The organism is Devriesea agamarum (assembly GCF_900070355.1).
GTDB lineage: Bacteria > Actinomycetota > Actinomycetes > Actinomycetales > Dermabacteraceae > Devriesea > Devriesea agamarum.
On the sequence record NZ_LN849456.1, the window covers coordinates 1312963 to 1337540 of the forward strand.

Here is a 24578-nt window from a genome sequence, read left to right on the forward strand (position 1 = left end):
CCATAGGCCATAACGCCATAACGCCATAAGGCCAGCCCGGCTCATCCGGTGCTTAAGCTGGTGCGCCCGGCCCTTAACCCGTCGCACACGCATCGTTAACCGGTTTAACGGCGCAGCCGGTCCTGCTCTGCCAGATAACGCAAAACAGCCCGCAAATTAGCGCGCGCAGCTTCCGCTAGCTCGGGCGCAAGATCGTCGCCGTACACCTGAGGAAGCAGACGATTCACAGTTAAGGCGCCTGCCGCCCGGGCTTTGCGCACTGCCTCGATGCGCCCGCAACGGCGGTCTGTGGCGCGACGGAGCAGGGCCAGCACGTCGTCGCCGCCTAGTGCCGCTTCACCGTGCCCCGGATAGAGTGCCTCAATGCGCCCTGCTTCAGCCATCGAGCTGAGACTTTGCAGGGTTTCTAAATAGTGGCCAAGGTTGCCGCTATCCGGATCGATCACCGTGACCCCGTCATCGAGCACGGTGTCGCCGCTCAGCAACAGACCTCCTGTCAGGAGGATGCCCACGCTATCGGCGGTATGCCCTGGGAGACGCAATATTTTCGCGACCTCATGGGACCCCGACAGCAGTGTGGCAGGCATCTTCTCCGCACCCGGGACTCGCCGGGGGTCAGCGGCAAGTATCCGCACCCGTTCCCCCGTTGCCGCTTCGAGCAATCGCCGCAGCGTACCCGCACCTTCGCAGTGGTCGGGATGGGAGTGAGTTACCAGCACGGCTCGGGGAACGCGCCCGATGTCCACAGCGCAGGCATCTAGAACAGCCTCAAGGTGGTCTCGCTTTTTCGGGCCGGGGTCAACAACCCAGACGTCGCAGTCCGTGCCGATGACATACGTGTTGGTTCCATCCATAGTCATGGGACCAGCGTTTCCCGCGCACAGCGGCACGAGATCAATTTCTATCGACGCCACGTTTTTGGTTGAGGTCAGCGGAATTCGACGAGCAGGTCGAGTTCGACCGGCGCATCTAGGGGCAAAGCTGCGACTCCGACTGCGCTGCGCGCATGCAATCCGCGCTCAGCGAAGATGTCACCGAGAAGATCTGACGCACCATTAATCACCCCGGGCTGGCCCGTAAACGAGGGAGCACTGGAGACATAACCCGTGAGTTTAACCACACGGCAGATTCGGTCGAGGTCATCGATTTCTGCGGCGATGGCCGCGAGTGCGTTCAGGCAGCACACGCGGGCGAGGTCGCGCGCAGTGTCAGGGTCAACCTCGGCGCCCACCTTGCCGGTCACTGGCAGTGCACCGTCCACTAGGGGCAGCTGCCCCGAGGTCGTCACCGTGTTTCCGCTGATAACAGCCGGAACATAAGAGGCGACCGGAGCGGGAACCGGAGGCAGAGAAAGTCCCATCCGGGCCAAAGCATCAAGGGTTTGGGACATTACTCAGCATCCCTCCGATGCGATGGGCCGTTTCAAGTACGCGACCAGAGATTCCGGATTGGGGCCCGGGATAACCTGCACGAGTTCCCAGCCCTCGCTTCCATAGTTATCAAGAATCTGCTTCGTCGCATGGATTAAAAGCGGAACGGTCAGGTATTCCCAGGTGGTGCGCTGTGTCATGGGGCAAGCCTACGACGAGTCCGACCTAGACCTCACACCCGGGCACCCTAGGCTGGGCGAGCGTCATGACAATCAATGCAGCACACCTAGCTTCCGGTGGGGCGTTGCACTAGCTGCTCTTGCTGACGGCACGCGGCTTCCAGCACATCAAACCAGTCGCTGACGTCGGGATACTGGCGGAGCATCCGACGACGTTCACGCTCGGTCATCCCTCCCCACACGCCGAATTCGATGCGATTTTGCAGGGCATCGGCAAGGCATTGTGTGCGCACCGGGCACGGCCCACATAAAGCTTTCACTCTTTGCTGGTCAGCACCCTGGACGAAAAAGCCATCGGGGTCGAGATTTGAGCATGCCCCGTGCGCTGTCCAGTCCTGACCGTCGGCCGCCCGTCGGTTCGTCCTCACATCGCCCTCTTTCGATCTTCGTCGATCCTCTTCCGCTGCACTGTGTCAGCCCTATGGCAACGCCATCCTAGGAACCAAGTTGGCTGTGTGCAAAGTCCACCAAAGTCATCAGACAACCGACATTGTTGGGTTTTGATACTCACCAGTCACTATCGTAAACCGCCACAACCCGAAACGGTACAGAGCGCCAGCGCCCCAACCGACACAGAGCGTCAGCACGACAACCGGCACAGAGCCCAGCGCCTTAACTGACTCAGAGCGCCAGCGCGACAACCGACACAGAGCGCTCCCGGCCTCTGTGAGCTGTGCCCCGACCTTGTGTCGCGTGCCCACATGGAAGCGCTCAGCCTCACCCCCTACTCTGGTACGTATGGCTGACCCTGATCCGACGCGACAGTCCTCCCGTTCCGGGGCCGTGGCGCGCCTTCGATCTGCCACGACGAAGCAAACCTTGATGCTCCTGCTCGGGTTGCTCGCAGTGTGCACCCTTTCGGGCATTCTCTTGGCGAGTTTGCTCCTGCCTGCGGTGACGGTAACCTCCGCCGCCGCAGACCAAGGCGTCAAAATGTTCAATGAGCTGCCCGACGAACTGGACGTGCAGCCCCTGAACGAAGCCTCGCGCATTGAGGCTGCCGATGGTTCTCTGCTGGCGATGTTCTACACAGAGAACCGAATCATGCTTCCGCTGGATCAGATTTCGCCAAATATTCAGCACGCCATTGTGGCGATTGAGGACCGCCGCTTCTATGAGCATGGCGGCGTTGACCCGAAGGGTTTGCTGCGCGCACTGGTCTCAAACCAGCTTCATAAGAATACGCAGGGCGCATCGACTCTAACCCAGCAGTACGTCAAAAACACTCTGCTGATGGATGCGGTCCAGCGCGGCGACAAAGAAGGGGTTGCGGAGGCAACCGAGCAAACCTACCTGCGAAAAGCCCGCGAAGCGAAGCTGGCGATGTCGTTGGAAAGCCGGCTGACTAACAAGCATCACGGCGATGTGCGCGCGGCGAAAAACGAGATTCTTAACGGTTATCTCAACGTCGCCCAGTTTGGCCCGTCCCAGTACGGTGTGGAGACGGCCTCGCGCCACTATTTCTCGAAGAACGCCAAAGATCTCACCGTGGGCGAAGCGGCGCTCCTGGCGGGAATTACCAACGCTCCGAACGCATACGACCCGGTCAGCCACCCGAAGGCAGCCACGAAGCGGCGCAATGAAGTGCTCGCCGAAATGAAGGCGCAGGGCTACATCAATCAGCAGCAGTTCGACGAGGCTAAAAACACGCCGGTCGAAAGCATGTTGAAGATCCAGAACTTTACTCCCGGGTGCGCCGAGGCCAAGGGCAGCGGGTTCTTCTGCGACTATGTAACCCGGGTTCTGTTGAATGATCCGGCGTTCGGTAAAACCTTTAAGGACCGTCAACGGCTTTTGTACGGCGGTGGCCTCACCATTAAAACGACGCTGGACCCGTCAAAACAAAAGATCGCCGAAGATATTTTGGAGCGCCGCGTTCCCTCCACATCGTCCAACGGCTTCGGCCACACTATCGTCACCGTGGAACCGGGCACCGGAAACATCGTGGTGATGGCTGAAAATCGCACTTTTAACCCGCATGAGCAGGTTAAACCCGGGGAAACCGCGCTGAACTATAACGTGCCGAGGGTGTTCGGTGGGAGCAATGGTTTCCCTGTCGGCTCGACTTTTAAGGCGTTCGTTTTGACCGAGTGGCTGATGACCGGTCACAGCGTCTACGACACGGTGGCTACCCGGCGTCAACCGATCAGCACCTATCCGGCGAAGTGTCTGCCGCGGGGTCGCTGGATGGACACTCAACCGTATGACCCGGATAACGCGGTGTCAGTGCCGCTGCCGCCCATGCAGACTGCGCTCGATGCCACCAAGTATTCGGTGAATACCTCGTACGCCCAGATGGCCCACCAGATGGATTTGTGCGACATTGCCTCGCGCGCTCGAAGCCTTGGCGCTATTCCCGCCTCGGTGAGCCCCGATTCGCCTAAGACGACAGAGATGCCGGTCAACGAGCTGTTCAAGGGACTGATTGGGCCGTCCTCAGTGGTGCTGGGCGAAATCCCGATCGCTCCTTTGGAGATGGCGGCGGCGTATGCAACCTTCCCGGCTGATGGCAAGTACTGCAAACCCCGCGCGATTCTCGAAGTGAAGGATCGAAACGGTAAGGATCTTCCGTTTACCGGTGAGCAGTGCAAGCAGGAAGTGCCAAAACCGGTGGCTGATGCTGTGCAGTACACCTTGGAACAGGACCTTCAAGATCCCCGGGCAACCGGTAAAGGGCACACGATTCCGGGTCATGACGCCGGTGGAAAGACCGGCACCGCCAGCATGCAGTATCACGGCTGGTATGTGGGCTTTACTAAGCAGCTATCCACCGCAGTGTGGTTTGGTCACCCTGCGCGCAATGTGCGCCCGGGTGGGTTCTCTGTGGATGGAGAGTACCTGCGCACCGGGCATGTGTGGGGCGCGACGGTGTCGTTGCCCACCTGGCAGGAATTCATGATCAAGGCTAGCGAAGGGATGGAGAATATTCCGTTCCCTGGCCCCCACCGTCAGGGTCTTTGGTGAAGGTCTCATCGGGAGAATCTCAACCCAACGCTGAGCCGACCGCTGCCCGGGTAGTGCCCGATGTCAGCGGTATGACGAAATCGCAGGCTACGAAGGCGCTGCGTCAGGCCGGATATAACGTGTCCGGTTCCGTCACGTCCCCGTCGGATTCGGTCCGTAAATGGGCTGTGACGGGCACTCAGCCAGCTGCCGGTACCGCGCTCGCGCCGGGCTCTTCGGTGACTTTGGTGCAGTCCTCAGGGCCTGCGCGGGGCACTCAGGAGGGACAGGTTGCGGGTGGTCCGTCGGATGAGGCGATGGCCCGTGTTGAAGAGGCGGAGGGCCTGGATGATTAGTCGGCGTCGGATGCCGTGCCCGGTGGCAGTAGCCGGGGCTTTGGGGTTTGCCGGGGCAGCAGCGGCACATGTGTGGGCGCGACACATTGAGATCAATGCGTTTACTCTGCGCGAGGAAACGCTGACGATTTTGCCAGCAGGGTATGCTCCGGTGCGCCTGCTACATATTTCCGACATCCATTTAATGCCTGATCAGGCCCGTAAGATTGCGTGGTTGTCGGATCTGGTTTCGTTGAAACCGGATGTGGTGATCAATACTGGCGACAATATTTCGTCGGCGATGTCGGTTCCAGCGCTGGAGCGCGCTTTATCAGGCTTGTTGCCGATCCCGGGTGCATTTGTTCTGGGTTCCAATGACTTATACGCACCGAAGCCTAAGAATGTGTTGCGTTACTTTTTGAAGGATCCTCGCCCTGACGGCTACACCGACGCCAACCGTCCAGCGAATTTGCCCACCGCCCGGCTGGTACGCATGCTCAGCTCGGGGGGTTGGAAGGATCTCACGAATCGTCGAGACGAGATCGTGCTGGATGTTCCTCAGACAGTGCCTTTGCGTCCGGCTCCGCGAGCAGATGGGCAGGAATCTGAGCGGCGCACAATCCCGTCGGGGGCGTCCGGCCTGCGTCTACAGCTGGTTGGCGTCGATGATCCGCATTTGGAGCGTGACGTGATGCCCCAGGAGCATGTGGAGGTTGAGCCTCGGGGGCATTCGTTGCGGATCGGGGTGGCTCACGCGCCGTATCGCCGTGTGCTTGATCGTTTCGTGGATGACGGTTGCAACCTCATTCTGTGCGGGCACACTCATGGCGGGCAGCTGCGAGTGCCAGGTTTCGGCGCTCTCGTGACTAACTGCGATCTTCCGCGTCGGCAGGCGCGCGGGCTCAGTGCATGGCGCGGTATTCCGCTGCATGTGAGCGCGGGTTTGGGCGCGAGCCCGTTTTCCAATATGCGTTTTGCATGTCCGCCGGAGGCGACGTTGCTCACGTTGCGTGCTCCTGGCTGCTGAGCGCGTCGCATAGTCGGCCTGAATTCTGCTAAGGTCGCTTGTGCTGTCCGATCCGGTCGCAACCGTTGAGGGCAGTGTTATTCGGTTCAGTTCCCGCGCGAGCGGGGTGTGAATTGGATAGTCCACCGGGGTGTGGCGCAGCTTGGTAGCGCGCTTCGTTCGGGACGAAGAGGTCGCAGGTTCAAATCCTGTCACCCCGACATGTGGCACCGTTGGTGCCGTTGAGGCTCGGATCCCTATGGGATCCGAGCCTCATGCACTTTCCGAGCCCCATGTGTATCCGGAGTCGGGTTCCCGTTGCAGGCTTCGGCTATAGGCCGTTGTCTCGCGGGCTCGTTCGACACTTCCGCTTCACTGAATCGCCCCACGTCGCCGATTCAGTCCGCTATTGCATTCCAAATGCGTTACTCCGTCCCGACCCGCTGGCTGCGCCACTCCATCATGAAAACGTCGCGCCACCGGCCGGCGTGCGGCCCAAATGCCATTAGCCCGACCCGTCGATAGGTTCCTACCGGGTAGAAACCGGCGCGGCGATGGACGGCGATGGAGGCGTGATTCTCCGGGAAGATACCCGCTCTGATCGACCAGATGCCGAGCTCTTCGGCGCGGTGCTGGGCCTGGGCCACCAGCAGGCTGCCGATCCCCTGTCCTTGATACGCCGGGTGCACGAAGAGGGAGATTTCCACTACTCCGGCGAAAACAGCTCGGGAGGACACCGGCATAGCACCGACCCATCCCGCAACGGCTCCTGTCGATGTGGTGGCCACAAGCGTCATGCCGTCGATATGGGACGCGACAAAGGAGTCGTAGGTTGGGGTGCTGTCGTCGAAGGTGGCCTCTCCGGTGCGCCGCCCCAGTTCGTAGGCCTCTTTAACCCCTGGCCACAGTGAGTGGTCGAGGAGGTGGATCTGGATCGACTCCATTGCGTGCGCGGGATCTGGTGACCTAGATTCTGTGGGCGTTACCCGCTGGCAGGCTTCGCTGTCGGATGCCAGGTCGGCATCGTCGTAGGGGGTGGGATATTTCGGATCGGGATGACTGCGGGGCATGACCATCAAAATACAGCTTCGCGACAGATTCCCGCCGAGTTGTCTCTCCCGTCTGTCAGTGGTGGATGAGAAGATCAATGTATGAGTCTCACGGTGTCAAAGAAACTGGGTTCCGGGCCAGCGCGAACGGTGAATTGTCTTCCTCGTCGCGGCATTCTCAGCCAGGCTCCGTGGGCGTGGTCAGGTTCGGGTCGGGCAGTTTTGGATGTGCCCTGCGATGGTCATGTGATTCGACCTGGCGACCACCTGGTATGGCATGTATTCCCCGTCTTCCACGACGATGGAGTGACTCAGTCTTGGGACGCAATCGGGGTCAGCCTTGATCTCACCTTCGATGATGGTTCGACTCTGCTCGCCAGCGCTATCGATGGGGATGGAGCTGAGTCTGAGCAGCGGCGAATCACCGACCAGTACGGTCACGGGCTCTCACCGACAACGGCGCTGTCCGTGCGTACCCGGTGGGCAGATCAATGGAACCGGGTCGAGATCGACCTCTCCGCACTCAGCGGGCGCCGTATCAGTGGCGCCGAGCTGGTGGTGGAACGTACCTCCTCGGGTTTTGTGGATGGCGTCATGATCAGTTCTGTGACCTCCCGCAGGCCGCGTCCCACTCGGCCCGTGGAGTGGGTTGATACCCGCCGCGGCACTCATTCCAGTGATCGTTTCTCCCGCGGTAATACGTTCCCAGCCGCCGCGGTGCCGCATGGGTTCACCTTTGTGACGCCGATGACCGATGCGCAAAGCTCACGCTGGCTGTATTCCTGGGCTGAGCACGATATTGCGCCCGGTGTGACGCCTCTTGGCGCTATCGCGTTAAACCATCAGCCAAGTCCCTGGATGGGAGACCGTACAGCGCTGCAGTTCCTGCCGGTTCCGGTTCTCGGCGATGAGGTTCCCGTATCGGATCCGGGCCACCGAAACCTGGTGTTTTCGCACGGTGATGAGCTGGCTCGCCCGGACCGTTACGAAGTGCTCACACATGAGGGGGTCCACATTGCTGTGGCGCCCACGGACCACGGAGCCCTGCTGGTCGCTGAGCTCAAGGGGCTGGAGGCCACACCTCATTCCGGGGCGGATGGTGTGACACGTTCGGATGGTCCACATGGCGCTGACGCTACAGCAGGTTCTCAGCGGCTCGGCGACGCCAGCACTGGTGAGAGCACTGAACCAAAGCCGGGTTTGGCGCTGGTGTGCGATCAGATCGGCGATCAGGGGCTACTGCGGATTGAGCCCTTGCCCGACGGCAGCGGCGCGCTGTTGAGCGGTTATGTCGAAGGGAATCCTGACGCCTTAGAGCGCGTTCCGCGGAAGTTTTTCGTGGCGGTGCTCGATACGCCTATCCGCGATCACGGTTTAGATTCGGCTGGGCGGGGCTGGGTGCGGGTTGAGGGTACCCGCTTGTCCATGCGGTGCGCGGTGTCCTTCATTTCGCTGGATCAGGCTAAGCACACGCTGGAGCTGGAACTTCCGCACGGGATTTCCTACGACGAAGTAGCCCATGCTGCGGCGGATGCCTGGGATGAGCTGTTAGGGCGTGTCCGGATTGGTGAGGGGCCGACGGCTGACTTTGGGCCGCGCACAGCAGACCGTTTCATGACGCATTATGGCAACCTCTACCGCCTTTTCCTCTACCCGAATCGAGCTAGTGAGAATGCAGGAACGGCGCAGAATCCTGCCTGGGTGTATACCTCACCGTTCGATGAGCTGGAACGCGAACCTGATGCGGAACGCACCGGGCATGTGGTGGCCTCGGGCCAGGTCATGGTCAATAACGGGTTTTGGGATACCTTCCGCACCTGCTGGCCCGCTTACTTTCTGTTCACCCCGGACTATGCGGGCGAACTTGTGGATGGGTTCATCGAGCATTTCCGGCAGGGTGGCTGGATGTCTCGCTGGTCCTCGCCCGGATATGCGGATTGCATGGTGGGCACGTCCAGTGACATCGTGATCGCAGATGCGCTCACTCACGGCGTCACCTCGTTCGACGTCACAGCTGGGTACGACAGCGCGCTGCGCAATGCAACCTCTCCCTCTCCGGTGCGTGAAACCGGGCGGAAGGGTTTGCATGAGGCACTGTTTCTCGGCTGGGTTCCCACGACCATTCATGAGGGCATGAGCTGGTCGCTTGAAAATGCTCTGAATGACTACGGCATCGCGGTGATGTCGGCTCTGTTGGCGGCATCCTGCTGCGCTGATGATCCTCGCCGGGAGGAATACGAGGCGAATACCGAGTGGTTTGGCTCGCGTGCAGCGAACTATGTTCATCTGTTCGATAAGCGCATCTCGTTTTTCCAGGGCCGGGACCGCCAGGGGAATTTCCGGACCGCTCCGGAAGTTTTCGATCCTGCTCGTTGGGGCGGCGATTACACCGAAACCAATGCGTGGGGCATGGCATTTACTGCAGTGCACGATATTGCGGGGCTTGCGTCCTTGTACGGCGGTGCCGACGGACTCGAAGCGCAGTTGGACGCGTTCTTTGCCACCCCGGAGACGGCACGTGCGGATGTCCGCGGCAGCTACGACACTGTGATCCACGAAATGACCGAGGCACGGGATATCCGGGAAGGCATGCTGGGGCTGTCTAATCAGCCGGCCCACCACATCCCGTTCCTGTACCTGTTCACCGGTTCACCGCATAAAACTCATCGCCTGGTGCGGTCGCTGGCTGATCGCCTCTTTACCGGCTCGGACCTCGGTATGGGATACCCAGGGGATGAAGACAACGGAGAGATGTCAACTTGGCATACCTTTGCGGCGCTGGGACTGTATCCGCTGACTCCCGCGTCGGGAACTTTCGTGCTGACCACCCCGCTATACGAACATGCCGAGGTTCATCTGCCCGGGGGGCAGCGCATTGTGATCGATGCAACGGGTGTGAGCGAACACAACACCTATATTCGTGGTATCCGTTTGGACGGTGAGCTCTGGGACCGTTCCTGGGTACCGACCTCGCGTCTGCACTCCGGGGTTCACATTGAGTTTGATCTGACGGATCAGCCCACCGAGTTCGGCGCGGCTGAGGACCTGCGTCCGCCGTCGATGTCGGCGTTGCCGGCCTCCTCTGGATCTGGATCGAGGATGGCCTCGTCCACGTCGGGGCCGCTGCCGCTTCAGGATTTGTTGGTTCGTGGGGCTCGCTACGACCTGAGTCCAGGTATTGAACGCCCGTGGGCCTTGATCGATGACACTTCGTATACCGCTGCGTACCTCCCGGGCGGAGCGTCGGTGACGCTCCATTTGACGACGCCTGCCGCTGGACGTCTGTATACCGTGACCTGTTCACCGCAGGGCGCTGTGACGGCGTGGCGGATTGAAGCCCGTCAAGACGACGGCAGCTGGGTGGAGATTGATCATCGGCACGGGGTGGAGTTCCGCTGGGACCGCCAGACGCGCGCGTTTGCGCTACCTGAGGTTGCTCGCACCCGGCTTTTTTCGGCCTATCGCTTCGTCGCATTAACTCCCGGGGATATTTTCCAATTGGAGTTCTTGGGGTAACTCATTCGCGAAAGATGTCATGGTCACAAATAAATAACACCCGTGTCATTATCATGACGATTCCGGAAACGCACATCGCGACACCCTGAAGCTGCAGGAAAAAAGTAAAATCTTTGTCAAATATAGGGTCTCGGGGAGGTAAAAGCCCTGTTTAAAGATCTTCCCAGGGACATAAGCTAGGACAAGAACCCACTGTTCAGAGGGTTCTGTCCAGACGCGCCGCCTTCCCCGTCGGCGTCCGGACCCTTCCTCGATTCCCTCGGTGACGGGTGCGAGGGCGCAGATGTCCTACGCGTCTCGCCGGCGGCCGATACCGAAGGATCACCCATGATGTTCACAGCGCCTCGGGGCACCCACCGTGCCCCAGGGCGGGCCGTCACCGACTTGTCGGGCTTGGTCGGTCCTGTCGGGCGTGGTCTCGGAAGCGTCGCCGTTCTCGGCGCCGTCGCTGCCGGTTCCGCGTTCCTCAGCAATGACCAAGCTCGTGCGGAGGGTCCAACTCCTATGCGGGGTCAGATTGCTCTTCCGTCGGTCGCCCAGGCTGCTAAGCCTGCGGCGATGAAACCTGCCCAGTCGTTCAACTATGTCAAGCTGCGCCACGGCGCCCGTGGCGAGGCCGTTTCCGCCCTGCAACAGCAGCTGGTGGATCGGGGTGCTCGCATCGCCGTCGATGGCGTTTTCGGACGCGACACTCTCAATGCTGTCCGAGATTTCCAGCGCTCTCAAGGGCTTCAAGTCGACGGAATCGTCGGCCCGCTCACCTGGAGTGCTCTCGGATCGGTCGCTACTCCGCAACAACCATCCACGTCCACTCCCCAGGAGCGCCGTCCGCTACTGCGGCACGGAGCTCGCGGCGACTCGGTTCGGGCTCTCCAGTCGGAACTCAATAATCATCGCGCGGACATCGCCGTGGATGGCATCTTCGGCCGGAGCACTCTCAATTCGGTACGCACCTTCCAGGCCAACGCCGGTATCGGTGTTGACGGCGTGGTGGGGCGCGACACCTGGAATGCCCTCCATAACTCCAATGCCGCGGCCAAGCCCGTGAGTGGATCGCCAGGCGCATCACGCCCGACCCCATCTACGCCTGGGTTTAACGGACGCGCCATCGTGAATCTCGCTAAGGATCAGCAGGGCGCACCATACGTGTGGGGAGGCTCCAGCCCTAGCGGTTTCGACTGCTCCGGTCTGACCAGCTGGACCTATCGGCAGATGGGGATTGATATTCCGCGCACCGCACGCCAGCAGGTGTATGGCGGACGCATTATTTCCCGCTCAGAAGCCGTGCCTGGTGACCTTGTTGCTTTCACCGGAGGCAACTACGGCCATATTGGGATCTACGCCGGTAACGGAAAGATTATTGACGCTTCGGGTTCCCGAGGCGAGGTCATGTACCGGTCCATCTGGGATGCATCGCACGTGTTCGTGACCTACCGCTGAGGTGACAGCAAACCTCTGAGGACCGTCAGGACCTCACACGATCGCATGGTCTCGTCCGGCACATCGGTGCCACTGGGAAGGGATGGGACACGCGAGGAAGGCCCGCCGAACCCTGCACGGGGTTGGGCGGGCCTTCGTGTTGTGAGGAGCCGCGTGGTTGTCTTGTGAAGCCGCGCGGTGTATGCGATTGAGGTTGAGCAAGTGGCGCAGGTGGAGCAGGCGTTGGCCTCCACGCCAGCCGATCTGGTCGATGGCCGGTTGGTGTATCCATAGCGGCCGGGGCGCCCAATACGCCAGCCTGGCCTACTCTGAGGCGCTGGCAGAACAGGGTGTGAGGGTTTGTGTGGGCACGAGGGGTGATTCGTGCGGCAACGTTCTGGCTGAGACGGTCAATGGTTTGTACAAGATCGAGCTGATCTATGTATGCACGAGCTGGCCATCGACGTCTGCGGTCGAACTCGCGACATCATTGGAGTGGGTGAGCTGGTGGAATCATCGGCGCCTTCCCGAGAATCTGGGCTACCACATCCCAGTCGAGGTTGAGGCCTCGTATGCTCAAGACGTAACGAAGGAGCTCATCCCGTCATGACACACGTGTTGGAACTAAACCCAGTGCGCTTCACTGCCGACGTCCCACCCACCGCAACTGGTTGATACATCTCGCGTGGTTTCGCCGCGACATCGGGAACGAGGAAAGTCGGGGGTTTATGCTGGGTCTGGTTCGGTCGCTCGAGTCCGCCAAAAAGCCCATCCGGAATCCAAATTACGGGATTCCACGAGTTATGCCGCCGTACCCACTCATTGTTTTCTTTCCGACGCTGATCCTCTTTGCGTGCCTGGGTGATAGCTGTCTGCAGGTTTTTCTCAATCGAATCCAACGCGATGATTAAACGATCCGCATCCCCCACCGCAGTCTGTGTATTCCTGGCCAGCACATCAGCGTAATGCCCCCGAAAGTCTTTCTTTGCTGTGGCAACATAGCCCGCCCGCGCCTGTGCCTGGTCCCGCAGCTTCTGAACCGCCCGCGCGCACTTCGAGCGTAAATCCTCCGCCACACTATAAATAAAATAAACCGCCCGTCGGTATCCTCGACAAGCAGTGGAACCTCAGTAAACTCCGTGTCGGTTGTATCGTCTGCCACCAGTCAACCCCTTTGTCAGCATCACGGTGCACATATAGAACACGCACGGCGCCACACACCCATTGCCCCTCGCATCCACATTGAACAAGGCACGCCAGGCACCGGCAAAAATCGCGACGCACCCGCCGAAACCAGCATGATGCGATGCGTGCCGGAATAGTACAACATCTCCGAGGACTCCGCCACGGCGGAACAGATCATCACATATGCCCGGTGAAACCAGACCCCGCGCGCCACAGATCAGCGACCGAACACCCCACCCGCCCCCACCTCCTTGGCCCACCTCATCGCCATCACCCGCCCCGCCACTATCACCCCGCCCCGTCTCGCCCCGCCACTATCACCCCATCACCCCATCACCCCATCACCCCATCAGAATCGCACCGCAGCGGCACCACAATCACGGCCAGAACTCGCGGGTCTCGGACGTGCTGTGCGACACTTTGCTATACAAATAATTCCCTGCCGTTGCGCTAGATTGCACCACCACACACACCAAGACTGCACCGTCAATGAGGAGCTGTTATGTCCGATCCCATGAGCCTCGTCCCACTTCCACGATCGGTCCAGTGGACCGGCCAGGAGTGGATCACCGACGACCCGTGGGGACAGCTGAGTGTCGGCATCGATAAAGATCTCCCCCGCACCGACTACGCACTATCCATCGGCCCTGGCGGAGCCCAGCTCACCGCGGGAAGCGAGGCTGCGCTGACCGATGGGCGAAATACGTTTGCGCAAATTCTGTGCGCCGCCGAGGGCCCCATCCCCGGAGTTCTCATCTCGGACGGGCCTGCGTATGCGTGGCGCGGCCTCATGATCGATGTGTGTCGTCATTTCATGCCCATCGCAGAGCTTCACAAAATGATCGACGCCATGGCATTGCACCGGCTGAACGTTTTACACCTTCATTTAACAGACGATCAGGGCTGGCGAGTGGAAATTAAGGGGTACCCGCGCCTGACCGAAGTGGGCGCATGGCGCGAGCGCACGCTCAGCAGCCACCAATCAGTCGCCGAGACGACTCCGGATGACGCCGAGTTCGATCATGAACGCCACGGCGGGTTCTACACCCAAGATGAGCTTCGCGAACTCGTCGATTACGCATCCAAACGCGGGATCACGATCGTCCCCGAAATCGATTTACCCGGTCATATGCAAGCCGCTATTGCCGCTTACCCACAGTTCGGCAACGATCCCGCTCAGCAATTCGGAGTGCGCGAGATGTGGGGGATTTCCGAGCATGTGCTGGGGGTGGGCGACGATGTCTTTGCTTTTGTTCGCGATGTTCTCAATCAGGTTTCGGATATTTTCCCCGGCCCGTTCGTGCACACCGGCGGGGACGAATGCCCGCGCCAGGAGTGGGAGGTCTCCGATGCCGCTCGCGCCCGCATGCAGGAGTGGGGTTTAACGCGGGTGAGTGAGATTCAAGGGAAGTTCTCCGAGGAAGCGTCGCGGGTTCTGGCGGCTAAGGGCAAACGGATGGTCGGCTGGGATGAAGTGTTAGAGACGCATCTTCCCGACGACACCGTGGTGATGGTGTGGCGCCCTGAGACCGAGGTTAGCGAAGCAACCTCGCGCGGTTTCCAAACCGTGGTGTCATCGTCGCGAGCCCTGTATTTCGATTACTACCAGGGGGATGCGTCGCAGGAGCCGCTGGCGATTGGTGGCCGCACGACCCTGCGGGATGTCTACGAATTTACGCCGGTGCCTGAGTCCCTGCCCGATGAGGACAAAGCTCTCGTTCTCGGTGTGCAGGCCCAGCTTTGGACCGAGTACATTCCCGACGGGCATCACCTGGAATACATGGCGTTCCCGCGCGTATGTGCCCTCGCCGAGTTGGCTTGGGGTTCACCGCGCCAGTCCTACCGCGAGTTTGAGGATCGGGTTCGGGCCCACCTTCCGCGTTTGGACGCGCTCGGGTTGACCTACCGACCTCTGGACTAAAGAGGAGTGCCGTGTCGTCGTCTGATCCCCACCGAGAAGGCGACATCCGCGCTGGCCACGAACGGTCGCGGCCAGCCCGGCACATGCCCTGGGCGCTTCGGGTTCGGGTAGCTCTGATCGTGACCCTGGTGGTGGTGGCAGCTGTGGGATTCGTATGGAGAGGGTTGTTGGGGCCGCGGTCATCCCCCGGCCCATCGGCTTCTTCCACGGCCTCTCCGTCGATTCCGCCCGGGGCGTTTTATTGTCCGCCGACGGGGTCGCTGCCCGCTGCCCCGGGATCGTTTACCGTGACGGTTCTCAATGGCTCGTCTCGCAATGGGCTCGCAGCTAAAACCTCGGAGGAGCTCACGACCCGGGGATATAAGGTCGCCAATATTGGCAATGCCTCTGCCCCTGACACCGCGACGGTGTTGCGGTTCGGCCCGTCCGGTTATCTTGCGGCTAGCAGCGTCTCCGTTAATTTCCCTCAGGTGACCTTTGCGATCGATAAACGGAGCGATAACAGTGTCGATATTGTGCTCGGACCTGAATTTACTCAGCTGGCTCCCCGCGCCCTGGCGAAGACTGCGTTACAAAAAGCGGTGAACGTTCCAAAGGGGTGCGTGCACCCGTAGCGGGTCGAGATCATTAGTGTTCAGAGTGTTCAGCGCCACGGATTTTCCTGCCAACCCACAGCGCAATAGCCCCGTCGAAAAGAAGAAGCGACATGATGGTGATGTAGAGCAGGAACTTGGAACTGTCGGGAGGTAGCAGCCCGTCGGCAAGGGCCAGCACACCATTTCCCGCGGGCGCCGGGGGCGTCACGACATTGGGCACGATATTCACCGTCAGCGTGGCGCCTCGGGTCACACCTTTGGAGTCGGTGACAAAGTAGGTTACCGGAGAGGTGGGGCCGCGGAACCCGTCTACCGGAGTGAATGTCATATTCCCGTCGTAGACCGCGAACGTGCCCTGATCGGGCAGCACGAGGACCCGGCCTGACCAGTGCGAGCTATTGCTGAGGTTGGGTGCCTGGATCGATTGCAGTTCCACCGACGAACGCCGGAAAGGCTGGTCTATTGAGACTGGCGCGTCGTTGGTGAGTAAATCCACGGTCACCGGATGATCCGCAGACCCTGTGATCACGTCATCGCGAATCGTCGGCAAAGCCTGCACATATTCCACGGAAAACACCGCCGATGCTTTATTGACCAGGTCAATATCATCGGCTTTGACCGCCACCGGGTCTGGGTTCCCCTTGAGGTCTGGCGCCGGTTGAAATATCAGCTGCATGCGATCCGGGCTAAAGCTCCACGTCCCCTGATGGGGTACGGTCACGGACTCTCGCGAATGCATCGCTGTTCCGCCGGGTCGATCGACGTGGATGGTCAGAGTCTCAGGCCGAATATTATCGAGCCGGTCCAGCAGTGAAATATCGACCTTGTGTCCGAGTCGCGCGAACTGTTTGTGGCCCACCACCACCGGATACATTGGCTTGAGGCGAGTTGGCAGGGTATGCATCGCCTCGTCGTTCGCCCCGATGATCGCGATTTCTGACGCCCGGCGAACTTCAGGACTCTGAGGGGTAAACGTCGCCGTTCCGCTTTCTGGGCTGAGCTCCCACTTTCCCTGATTGGGAACCTCTACATGGGTGCCATCGTGCTGAACCGTACCCGGCGGCATACCGTCGGTGATGAAACGGAGGGTAGATGCGGACACATCCTGCGCATCATGCATCACCGGGAACACAATGGGCTGTCCATACGAAGCCGTGCGCGACAGCGTCCGCAGCAGCGGGGTGGCCAGTCTGACCGTGCCCGCAGCAGCCGCAACCCCCACCGAGTTATACGCCGTAAAACGCACGGGGCCCGGCTGGCTATCGCGAAAATCCTGAGCCGGCTCAAAGCGGGCGTTGGTGGTGCCCGGCGTAATCTGCCAGATGCCCTGATCGGGAATCACAACACGCTGCCCATCCGAGCTGACGGTCGAGCCAGGCGGTAAATCTTCGATCAGGAAGCGGAAGGTCGAGGGCATCACGTTGGCTGCTCCCCGCGACAGATCAACGGTGACCGGCGCGCCCTGACTGGCAGTGGCAGCAACGTCCTTCACACTCGGATACGCCGCCTTCAGAGGCAATGGAGCGGATAGATGTCCACTGTGACTGCGCAACGACAGGGCAATATCCAATGGTGACCCGCGGAATGTTCTGACCGGGGTGAAAATAATCCGAGCCCCGATAATTTGCCAGGTTCCCTGATCTTGAATCGTCACACGTTTATGGTCGGGCGCCACCGAATATGCGTCGCTCACGTCATCATCGTCTGCGCCCGGGACAGACAATCGACCAGAGCCAAGTTCCAGATCAGCGCGGGCCGAAGGATCCACGAGCACATTGAGGTCGAAAGTGGTCGGGTCTCCCGGCACCCCATGCACGGTGGTCGTAGTCATCGGAATGGTGAATCCCTGAGTTTCTCCGACGGCCCGGGCAACTCCTGCGGGTGCACATATCACCGCAATCAACATGATCACGAGGAACAATATCGGGTGCCTTAAACCCATCCGGCTCTCGACTCTTTCCGTCCTCACCTGCGACACGGTACCAGCCCCACGATCACAGTCAGCAGTTTTCGATCGACCGTAAAGTAGAGATATGGACGTAAGCGATGAGGCACCACACACTGACTCAGCCTCACCGGGTGGTCTCGTGCGGTTCAGCCTTCGCGATGAGCTACCGTCTGGCGCGCTGCCACAGATAGCCCAATGGATGCGGCATGCCCGCTGGTATACCGGAGCATCATCGGATCTACCTCGTCTTTACCTGCGGGGACAAGTCCAGTTACCGGGTGTGGAGGGACCCCTCGTGCATCTCATGTTGCTCGAAGATACCGCTTCAAGCACCCCGGTTCTCTATGCGGTACCGCTTCAGGTCTTTCCCTGCGAGGACGTCCACCACAGCCGCCCGCATCAGGTAGACCCTCACGCGGTGATCGGACAGACGCACGACGGAATGCTGGTCGATGCCACCCGATCCGCATCGGGCCGGTCAGCGATACTGCGGGCCACGCTCACTGCCTGCCTGCATCCGGGATCCGTTACATCCTCACGGTGCCTATCCACCGAGCAGTCCAACACCTCCATGGTGTTCGAGTTCGACGATGCCGAGCCGATTATCGTGAAACTATTTCGCGTGATTCAACCGGGCCTAAACCCCGATATTGAGTTACAGACTGCGCTCAGTGCTCATCATTGTCCGCATCTTGCGCCCGTGCGGGGATCGTTAGAAGCTCAGTGGCCCCTCTCTGACGATCACCGTGTAGGTAAGGCAGGTAGTGACACCCTCCCCGACGTTCGCGTGGCTCACGGGCACCTCGGTATCGCTCAGCAGTTCATCCCTGATACGACGGATGGGTGGGCTTTCGCCATCGAACAGGCCCGACAGGGTCGCGACATCGCCGATGACATGGTGACCCTCGGGCAGGCAACCAGATCAGTCCACGCGAGTTTGCGCGACGCATTTGGCGAGATGCCTTTGGACCCACAACCCGTGCTTGCCCGGATGCGCGCGCACCTGAACTCCGCATCCCACACGGTGCCCCAGCTGCGCAAGCACACTGATGCCGTTCATACCATGCTGGATCGAGCAGTACACCGATCGTGGCCTTCCGCGCAGCGTATCCACGGTGACCTGCACCTTGGACAGGTAATCCGCGATGCCAACGGACGCTGGGTATTCCTGGATTTTGAAGGAGAACCGATGCGCCCCCTGTCCGAGCGTTCCCAGCCCGATGCCGCAATGCGCGACCTGGCGGGAATGCTGCGAAGCATCGACTACGCCGCAGCCTTCGCAGCCATGGCCCCCGGAAAACCGGCGCCTGGTGATGCTACCCCGGGCGATCCAGTGCCTGGTGATGCTACCCCGGACAGTCAGGCTGCGATGCCTCTATCGCTTCAGGAGTGGGCACAGCGGGCCCGCATCGCCTACCTATCTGGGTACGGGTTCCTGCCGGGCCCTGGTTCAGCCTGTGACCTGACCGTACTCGCTGCCTACGAAATCGACAAAGCCATCTATGAAGCGGTGTATGAAACGAGTTACCGCCCCAGTTGGGCACCGATTCCTCTCAGCGCCATTGAGCGCCTGACCTCAAATATCGGACCTGCAGGAAGTCCTTACCCCTCGTCCGACGGCACAAACTCAATCGGGCTCACCGACGAATACCTGTCATCCCTAATCGAGACCACACCCACCCCGCCGATAAACGGGGCCAACGCCTGAGGGTTCTTACCCGGGTTAGCTAGGAGCACCTGGAAACCGAAGTGTCGGAACGACTCCATCGCTGCGGTAATGAATTTACCTGCGCCTTTACTGAACGCCTCGTCGATAATAATCGGCGCATAGCGAGGAACATCGATCCCAGTACCAGCCAGTTGATAGCGCAGGGCAGCAGCGAGACAAAACGTCGTCAGACGCTCATTCTGCCCACCCGAGAGCGGCCCACCCGATTCATGGGCGTGGACCACAACCCCGTCGTCATTCACTTCCTCAGCATGAAAATGCACATGCCGACGCACATCCAAAATTGCCCTCGAAGCCTGGTCATCTTGGGTGCGAGCCGCGGTGATCAGCTCCATTAAATACTTCAACGAGATGAAACGCTGCTCGGCAAGTTCACGGTCAAGCGTGACATCGTTGGCCACGGTCGCATTCACAGCCTCACCGAGTGCACGTTTAAACTCATCCAACGCGGCAAGATGCACCGGGCGCATCGACAGCTGCAAATAACGTCCCTGATGGAACTCAACCTGGGCCAGCAAACTGTTGATCCGCACCAAACGTTTCTTAATTTCTGCCGGTTCACGAGCAATAGCGGTCGCCAATGCCTGGACGTCCGCAACGGTATTCCCGGTGAAGAAATTAAAAAACCGTTCCTCCACATCGGGCAGTTTCTCGTCTTCGATCCGGGTCAGGATCGCTAGGTATTCCGGCGCAGAATCTAGCGAGGTGTCGACGTCTCCCGCATCGGCGGGCCAACGCCGCGAGAACTCGCGCAAACCGGTGCGGATATCCTCCTCTGCCCGCGAGGTCTGCTTCGTCAGCTGCACGAGTTCCGCATCTAAGGTGGAGGCTGCATCGCGGGTGACCTGGTCGATGGTGGCCAGTGCCATCGTGGGTGCCACGGCGGCAAAACGCTCCGCAAGATCCTGCTCAACTTCGGGGGACAGCTCGCGGGCCGCAAGGCGCTGGCGAGCGTCCTCGAGCCGTTCGCGAGATCTCTCCGCCTGCTCATCGAGACGTCCCAGGGTGGCGGTCACGTCCAGCAGTTCTTCGTTATCATCCGAGATAGCCTGCTCGACCTCGCTGATCTGGTGGGCAATCGCGGTCAACGCTGCGGACCCATCTTCGGCGGCGCGCACCATGTCGCGCAGGTTTGCGATGCGCCGAGCCACGGAGGCTGCGTCAATATCGTCCCAGGTCACCCCCTGGATCTTGCCGATGGCGAATTGTCGATCGCGGCGGGCCTGCGCCTGGGTGTCGAGGTCCTTGCGCCGAGCCTGCGCTTCAAACAGCGCCTGCTCTGCGAGAGTCCGCTCCCCCTCGAACACTTGCCGTTTAGCTCGGTTATCAAATCCCAGAACCCAGGATGACCGGTCGTTAATTGCCCGGTCGGCACCTTTTTCGTGCCGGGTCGCGGAGTGTTTGATCTGGGCCGATTTGGTGACGGCGCGGGTGGCGTTTTTGAATTCGTCGATATTTTCAGCGCACACGTAGTCCATGCGCGATGCAATCTCGTGGGAGAGCCACTCCTGAAACTCGCCGTCTTTCACCTCGATCTTCGCCGCGAGTGAGCGCGGGTCAATCCGTGGCGTCGGCTGCACTAACCCGGTGCGGATGCGGTTGTAGGAGATCCGCCGGCGCAGTTTCATCCCATCGATCGCTTCCGCGAACGCACCGTAGTGCCGATCTGGGACCAGGATCGACCGTGCCAGGCTGCGCAACGCCTGTTCAGCGGCCGCAGTCCATTCTTCGTCTCCGGCGCGAACTTGCAACAGCTCCGCGGCGAACGGCAACGCACTCGGTGCAACCCCAATCGCATTCGCAACGGCATCGCGCACGGCGATGTCTTCGCTATGCATGTTCGACGCCCGCGAGCTGAGCGATGCCAGTTCCGCTTTGGTGCGCTCGAGTCGAACACTCAAGTCGCGAACCGCAGCCTCCGCCTCAAAACGGCGCTGACCAGCTTCTTTTTCTTCTGTCGCGAGACTTTCGGCGAGCGCGGTCACCTCTCGTTGCAGGGCAAGGAACATATCCTCCGCGAGCGGGGCCCGCAGATCGAGGGTGGCAAGCTGGGCCGCAAATTCTGTGGCCCGATCTTTGCGCCGGTCGCGTTCAACCTCAAGGCCGGCGATCTGCTGTTTCCAGTCGTCGATCTCGCCGCCACCGGCGCGCCGGCGCTGTTCTTTGAGCTGCGCGAGATCGTGGCGGCTTTCCTCCAAATCGGAGGTGAGTCGATGCTGCTGGGCGATGGCGCGGTCGTGTTCGCGCTGCAAATGCTCCTGTTCCTCGTGTAAGAGTCGCACCAGGTGGCGGGCTGCGAACAGGTCAATGTCGGCGCGGCGATCAACCAGGGCGCTGCCACGACTTCGCAGGTCATTCCACAAGGTGTAGGCATCGCGTACGGTTCTCAGGCAATCCCGTTGCTCGCGCGCCGTCACCAGCGCTTCATACACCTCGGAAAGGTTCGCAAAGTTCGCTAGCGCTTGGTCCGCAAGGTCAAAGGTGCGTGGCTCTTCCAACATGTAGTCGCGTAAAAGAGCGTTGATATCTCCCAGTTCTTTGGCCGACTGGATTTTGTGCAGCAGCCCGAGCGCTTTTTCATCGGGGATTCCGAGTATCTGACAGAACTTCGCGCGGTACTCGCGGAATTGCCGGAATACTTCCACCCCGGGAATGGCTTTTTCCAGCGCCTTCGCTTCAATTTGGGTTCCGACGAACGGTTGCAGGTCGGTCACGTCAAGGGGACTGCGGGCGATCAAATATAGGCTCTTCACATCCGAATCGGCGCTGTGGCCTTTGTGCAGCAGCAGCATCCGAGTCAGCTGTACCAGGGCCCCCGCACCGTCGCGGTAGCGCAGCGAGATCACCGACAGGGTGGATTTATCGCGCAGAACTTGCTGGGTGAACTCCCCGGTGGTCTGGTCGTAGTGCATCGCCCAGGCGCCACGCACATAACTGGCGACGGTGCGCCGATATTTGGCGCGAGCTGGACCGGCATCTGAGGCTGCGGCGTTGAAATGCAGGCTGCGCGGCGGAGTGAGCAAGGCGCTGATCGCGTCCAGCAGCGTGGACTTGCCGGTGCCAGGACCTCCGGTAAGGAAATAGCCTTTTGGCGAGATGGCGAGGTTGTGTGTGCCGTGGAAGGTTCCCCAGTTGGACACCTGCACGTGCGTTAACCGCCATTGACCGGGGTGGGGGTGGTCGGGGTCTCGCGGAGCGGGGGCACTGACAGCGGCGCCTGGGAGGTCCAAGCCCGCAAGCGGTGTCTCAGTCACGGTGTTCACAAGAGATGAGCCTACCGACTACCGGGCTGTCCCCCGCACTGCGAACATCGGAGTGTGCTCTATAAAATACGGACATGAGTAAACCTCCGATGATGTCCGCTCGTGCTCAACGTCGCAGATCCCGAGGGGTGTTAGCTGCCGGGATTATCATTATGTTCATATACATTATGCTTACTTCCGTGATTTCCTTTGCGAGCGGAATCGGAAATCCTGAACTAGGCATCACTGCGAGACTCATCGCCGCCGCGATTTTCACAGCTCCCATCGGTCTTATCAGCTTGGTATTGCTGTGCATTGGCATCGTTGCGGAATTTAAAGCCCACAAAATCAACGGCGCCGACTGGGCGCAGGCTGAAGCGGTGGCGCGAGAATGCGGGGCGCTGCTCGCACTATCCCCTACAGAGGCCTACCGATCGCCAGATAACTTCATACTGGCTCCGCATTCTTTAATCGAAGTTGAGCGCCATTTTGATCAGAAAACAGCCGGTGAGGTGCGCGGCGCGGTAGCTCACCGTTTCTCCATGTTCGGCTCGTCATTTGGTCACACAGTCGCTAGCCGTTCGGGGTACAGCGCATCGTCGACGAGCATATTTGGCGGAACCATTCGCGGCCTGTCTGATGTGCACCTGTCTTTGGACCAGACAACTCGCAGCGACCTCATGGGCGACGCGATCTTCGCCCTATTCGAGATAAGGGACCAGCAGGGCCACTCGGATACGGTGCGGCTGACAGCCTTGTCCAACGCCGCGGTATCCGACTGGATCTACGCTCTTATCTCTCAGACAGCGATTCGCTTCGGTCTCGACACCCACACCGGGGTCACCGTCGCCGCATATGCGGGCCAGCTCGCCAACCATTTCGGACCGGGCGATGTCTCCTATCTCTCTGATCGGCTCCACCTCATACAGCGTAACGGTGGCGACACCGATGACATCCGGATCGCGGGTCTGCCGAGCGGACGCAACGCGCTGGTAGCGGTCTCGGCTCTGCTCAATGGAAATAACGAATTGTTTGTATTCCCGTTGCGATTCCCAGCTATGTGGGGTGAAGCCCTCGGCAAGGCCTGTAGCCGACCGGCGATCGAGCAGCCTAAAGCCCACCATGCCATCGAATCATCCTAGGCGGTGCCTGCAATTAAGCAGCCGCTTAGCTGCTACTCGCCCTGACCGCGGATGTCCGCCTCAGTATCGTCCTGGTCCATATCTGAATCCTCACCAGCCTGCCGCCCACTTGATTCAAGATCGACCCCCGCTTCGCGATAGAGCGCGGTGAATTCCCGGGCCACATCCGGGGTGATCATCAGCCGCAGAACCGGGGAGATTTCAAAAGAGTCCCCTTGTTCATCCAGGAGTCCCGATTTATGGATCTTGGTGATACTGGCGCGTATTTCCCGGGCGAAACCGGCTTCGTCGGTGGAGGTGGACCGACGGTAGGCCGTCAACGCCTGCTCCAGTTCTTGCCGGGAGACTACTGCACGCTGGCCCCGTGAGGACTGGGTGAGGAGGTGCTGGCGCAAGATCAGCAGAAGAATTGAATCCAGTCGATTCAGACCCGTTAGTCTGCGCAGAAGTTTGGGTGCATCGGGATCCTGTTCACTTTGTCGCACGAAGGCGACCTGTGAGTCCTCGTCGAGAACGAGCTCTAAGAAAAGGTCGGCTAAGCGCAGTTCGATAGCTTCGCGGTCGCGCAGAAGCTGAGCCCAACGCTCTGAGTCTTTGCGTCCGTCCAGGAATGGACCTTGGAGGAGCGCCACCAGCACCCGTCGGGATGGGTCAACGAGGCGACGAAAGCCCCCGGAACCGCTGCGAGTATCCGTATCGGTTCCGGGGGTGTCGGGCTCGGATGAGTCGGCGTGACGAGATTCGGGTCGACGATATGGGGAGGTGCTCACGACGTCTCAGCCTACCGGTGTCTCATCCAACCCGACGCCCTCCCTGTGTCACATACCTGGGCCGCGGCCACCGCGTTAGTCAGGGCATGGGCGACGAGATACCGGCCCTAAGGATGGGCGACGGGATACCCGTGCCGAGGTTCGGTGGGCACGCGAGCCGGGTATGTA

At 60.3% G+C, this 24578-nt stretch carries 18 protein-coding genes, 1 tRNA gene and 1 pseudogene; 11 read left to right on the forward strand and 9 right to left on the reverse strand.

What is annotated here, in order from left to right:
* Window positions 1-104: 104 nt before the first annotated feature.
* The 4 genes from BN1724_RS05815 to BN1724_RS05825 all read right to left on the reverse strand — a co-directional run bounded on the left by BN1724_RS05815 (window position 105) and on the right by BN1724_RS05825 (window position 1977).
* On the reverse strand, window positions 105-860 hold the full coding sequence (locus BN1724_RS05815; protein WP_084253114.1) for an MBL fold metallo-hydrolase: 756 nt from the start codon (window positions 858-860) through the stop codon (window positions 105-107).
* Window positions 861-928: 68 nt separating this feature from the next.
* Window positions 929-1390, reverse strand: a complete 462-nt coding sequence (locus tag BN1724_RS05820) for a RidA family protein (protein ID WP_058234601.1) — start codon at window positions 1388-1390, stop codon at window positions 929-931.
* Window positions 1391-1393: 3 nt separating this feature from the next.
* Window positions 1394-1570 (reverse strand): DUF4177 domain-containing protein, encoded by a 177-nt coding sequence (locus tag BN1724_RS12875; RefSeq protein WP_157085778.1) that lies wholly within the window; start codon window positions 1568-1570, stop codon window positions 1394-1396.
* A gap of 86 nt (window positions 1571-1656) precedes the next feature.
* Window positions 1657-1977: a WhiB family transcriptional regulator gene (locus BN1724_RS05825; RefSeq protein ID WP_058234602.1), complete on the reverse strand. Its 321-nt coding sequence runs from the start codon at window positions 1975-1977 to the stop codon at window positions 1657-1659.
* 370 nt (window positions 1978-2347) lie between these two features.
* Between BN1724_RS05825 and BN1724_RS05830 the strand changes: the two genes are divergently transcribed.
* The 4 genes from BN1724_RS05830 to BN1724_RS05845 all read left to right on the forward strand — a co-directional run bounded on the left by BN1724_RS05830 (window position 2348) and on the right by BN1724_RS05845 (window position 6114).
* Window positions 2348-4573 (forward strand): transglycosylase domain-containing protein, encoded by a 2226-nt coding sequence (locus BN1724_RS05830; protein ID WP_058234603.1) that lies wholly within the window; start codon window positions 2348-2350, stop codon window positions 4571-4573.
* Window positions 4570-4908, forward strand: coding sequence for a PASTA domain-containing protein (locus tag BN1724_RS13280; RefSeq protein ID WP_058234604.1), 339 nt, complete (start codon window positions 4570-4572; stop codon window positions 4906-4908). Before BN1724_RS05830 ends, BN1724_RS13280 begins: the two co-directional genes overlap by 4 nt.
* On the forward strand, window positions 4901-5914 hold the full coding sequence (locus BN1724_RS05840; protein ID WP_231928167.1) for a metallophosphoesterase: 1014 nt from the start codon (window positions 4901-4903) through the stop codon (window positions 5912-5914). Before BN1724_RS13280 ends, BN1724_RS05840 begins: the two co-directional genes overlap by 8 nt.
* Before the next feature lie 126 nt (window positions 5915-6040).
* Window positions 6041-6114, forward strand: a tRNA-Pro gene (locus BN1724_RS05845).
* A 204-nt stretch (window positions 6115-6318) separates the two neighbouring features.
* Here the strand turns inward: BN1724_RS05845 and BN1724_RS05850 are convergent.
* Complete coding sequence (locus tag BN1724_RS05850; RefSeq protein WP_172797087.1) at window positions 6319-6963, reverse strand: GNAT family N-acetyltransferase; 645 nt, start codon at window positions 6961-6963, stop codon at window positions 6319-6321.
* Between the two features lie 93 nt (window positions 6964-7056).
* Between BN1724_RS05850 and BN1724_RS05855 the strand changes: the two genes are divergently transcribed.
* The 3 genes and pseudogenes from BN1724_RS05855 to BN1724_RS13565 form a co-directional block, all read left to right on the forward strand.
* Window positions 7057-10458 carry a GH92 family glycosyl hydrolase gene (locus BN1724_RS05855; RefSeq protein WP_172797088.1) on the forward strand — a complete coding sequence of 1134 codons (3402 nt, stop codon included), beginning with the start codon at window positions 7057-7059 and terminating at the stop codon, window positions 10456-10458.
* Window positions 10459-10785: 327 nt separating this feature from the next.
* Window positions 10786-11898 carry a C40 family peptidase gene (locus tag BN1724_RS05860; RefSeq protein ID WP_058234608.1) on the forward strand — a complete coding sequence of 371 codons (1113 nt, stop codon included), beginning with the start codon at window positions 10786-10788 and terminating at the stop codon, window positions 11896-11898.
* Between the two features lie 268 nt (window positions 11899-12166).
* Window positions 12167-12487: pseudogene (locus BN1724_RS13565) on the forward strand (IS3 family transposase); the annotation flags it as partial.
* Here the strand turns inward: BN1724_RS13565 and BN1724_RS05870 are convergent.
* Window positions 12474-12953: a hypothetical protein gene (locus BN1724_RS05870; RefSeq protein ID WP_058234610.1), complete on the reverse strand. Its 480-nt coding sequence runs from the start codon at window positions 12951-12953 to the stop codon at window positions 12474-12476. The pseudogene BN1724_RS13565 and the gene BN1724_RS05870 sit on opposite strands and share 14 nt — an antisense overlap.
* A gap of 611 nt (window positions 12954-13564) precedes the next feature.
* Between BN1724_RS05870 and BN1724_RS05875 the strand changes: the two genes are divergently transcribed.
* The gene (locus BN1724_RS05875; RefSeq protein WP_058234611.1) at window positions 13565-14983 is read left to right on the forward strand and encodes a beta-N-acetylhexosaminidase; all 1419 of its coding nucleotides are present in this window, start codon (window positions 13565-13567) and stop codon (window positions 14981-14983) included.
* 11 nt (window positions 14984-14994) lie between these two features.
* A complete protein-coding gene (locus BN1724_RS05880; protein WP_058234612.1) occupies window positions 14995-15597 on the forward strand; it encodes a LytR C-terminal domain-containing protein in 603 nt (200 codons plus the stop codon).
* Between the two features lie 13 nt (window positions 15598-15610).
* Here the strand turns inward: BN1724_RS05880 and BN1724_RS05885 are convergent, their stop codons facing one another.
* Entirely contained in the window at window positions 15611-17410 is a 1800-nt protein-coding gene (locus BN1724_RS05885; protein WP_157085779.1) for an Ig-like domain-containing protein, read from the reverse strand.
* 202 nt (window positions 17411-17612) lie between these two features.
* Here BN1724_RS05885 and BN1724_RS05890 point away from each other — a divergent pair, with 202 nt between their 5' ends.
* Entirely contained in the window at window positions 17613-19235 is a 1623-nt protein-coding gene (locus BN1724_RS05890) for a maltokinase N-terminal cap-like domain-containing protein (protein WP_058234614.1), read from the forward strand.
* Here BN1724_RS05890 and BN1724_RS05895 read toward each other — a convergent pair.
* Window positions 19130-22519, reverse strand: a complete 3390-nt coding sequence (locus tag BN1724_RS05895) for an ATP-binding protein (RefSeq protein ID WP_157085780.1) — start codon at window positions 22517-22519, stop codon at window positions 19130-19132. The two genes, BN1724_RS05890 and BN1724_RS05895, sit on opposite strands and share 106 nt — an antisense overlap.
* A 74-nt stretch (window positions 22520-22593) precedes the next feature.
* On the opposite strand from BN1724_RS05895, the gene BN1724_RS05900 reads away from it, so the two are divergent.
* Window positions 22594-23640, forward strand: coding sequence for a hypothetical protein (locus BN1724_RS05900; protein WP_157085781.1), 1047 nt, complete (start codon window positions 22594-22596; stop codon window positions 23638-23640).
* Window positions 23641-23672: 32 nt separating this feature from the next.
* On the opposite strand, the gene BN1724_RS05905 is transcribed toward BN1724_RS05900, so the two are convergent.
* Window positions 23673-24410 (reverse strand): DUF4194 domain-containing protein, encoded by a 738-nt coding sequence (locus BN1724_RS05905; protein ID WP_084252803.1) that lies wholly within the window; start codon window positions 24408-24410, stop codon window positions 23673-23675.
* Window positions 24411-24578: the final 168 nt, after the last annotated feature.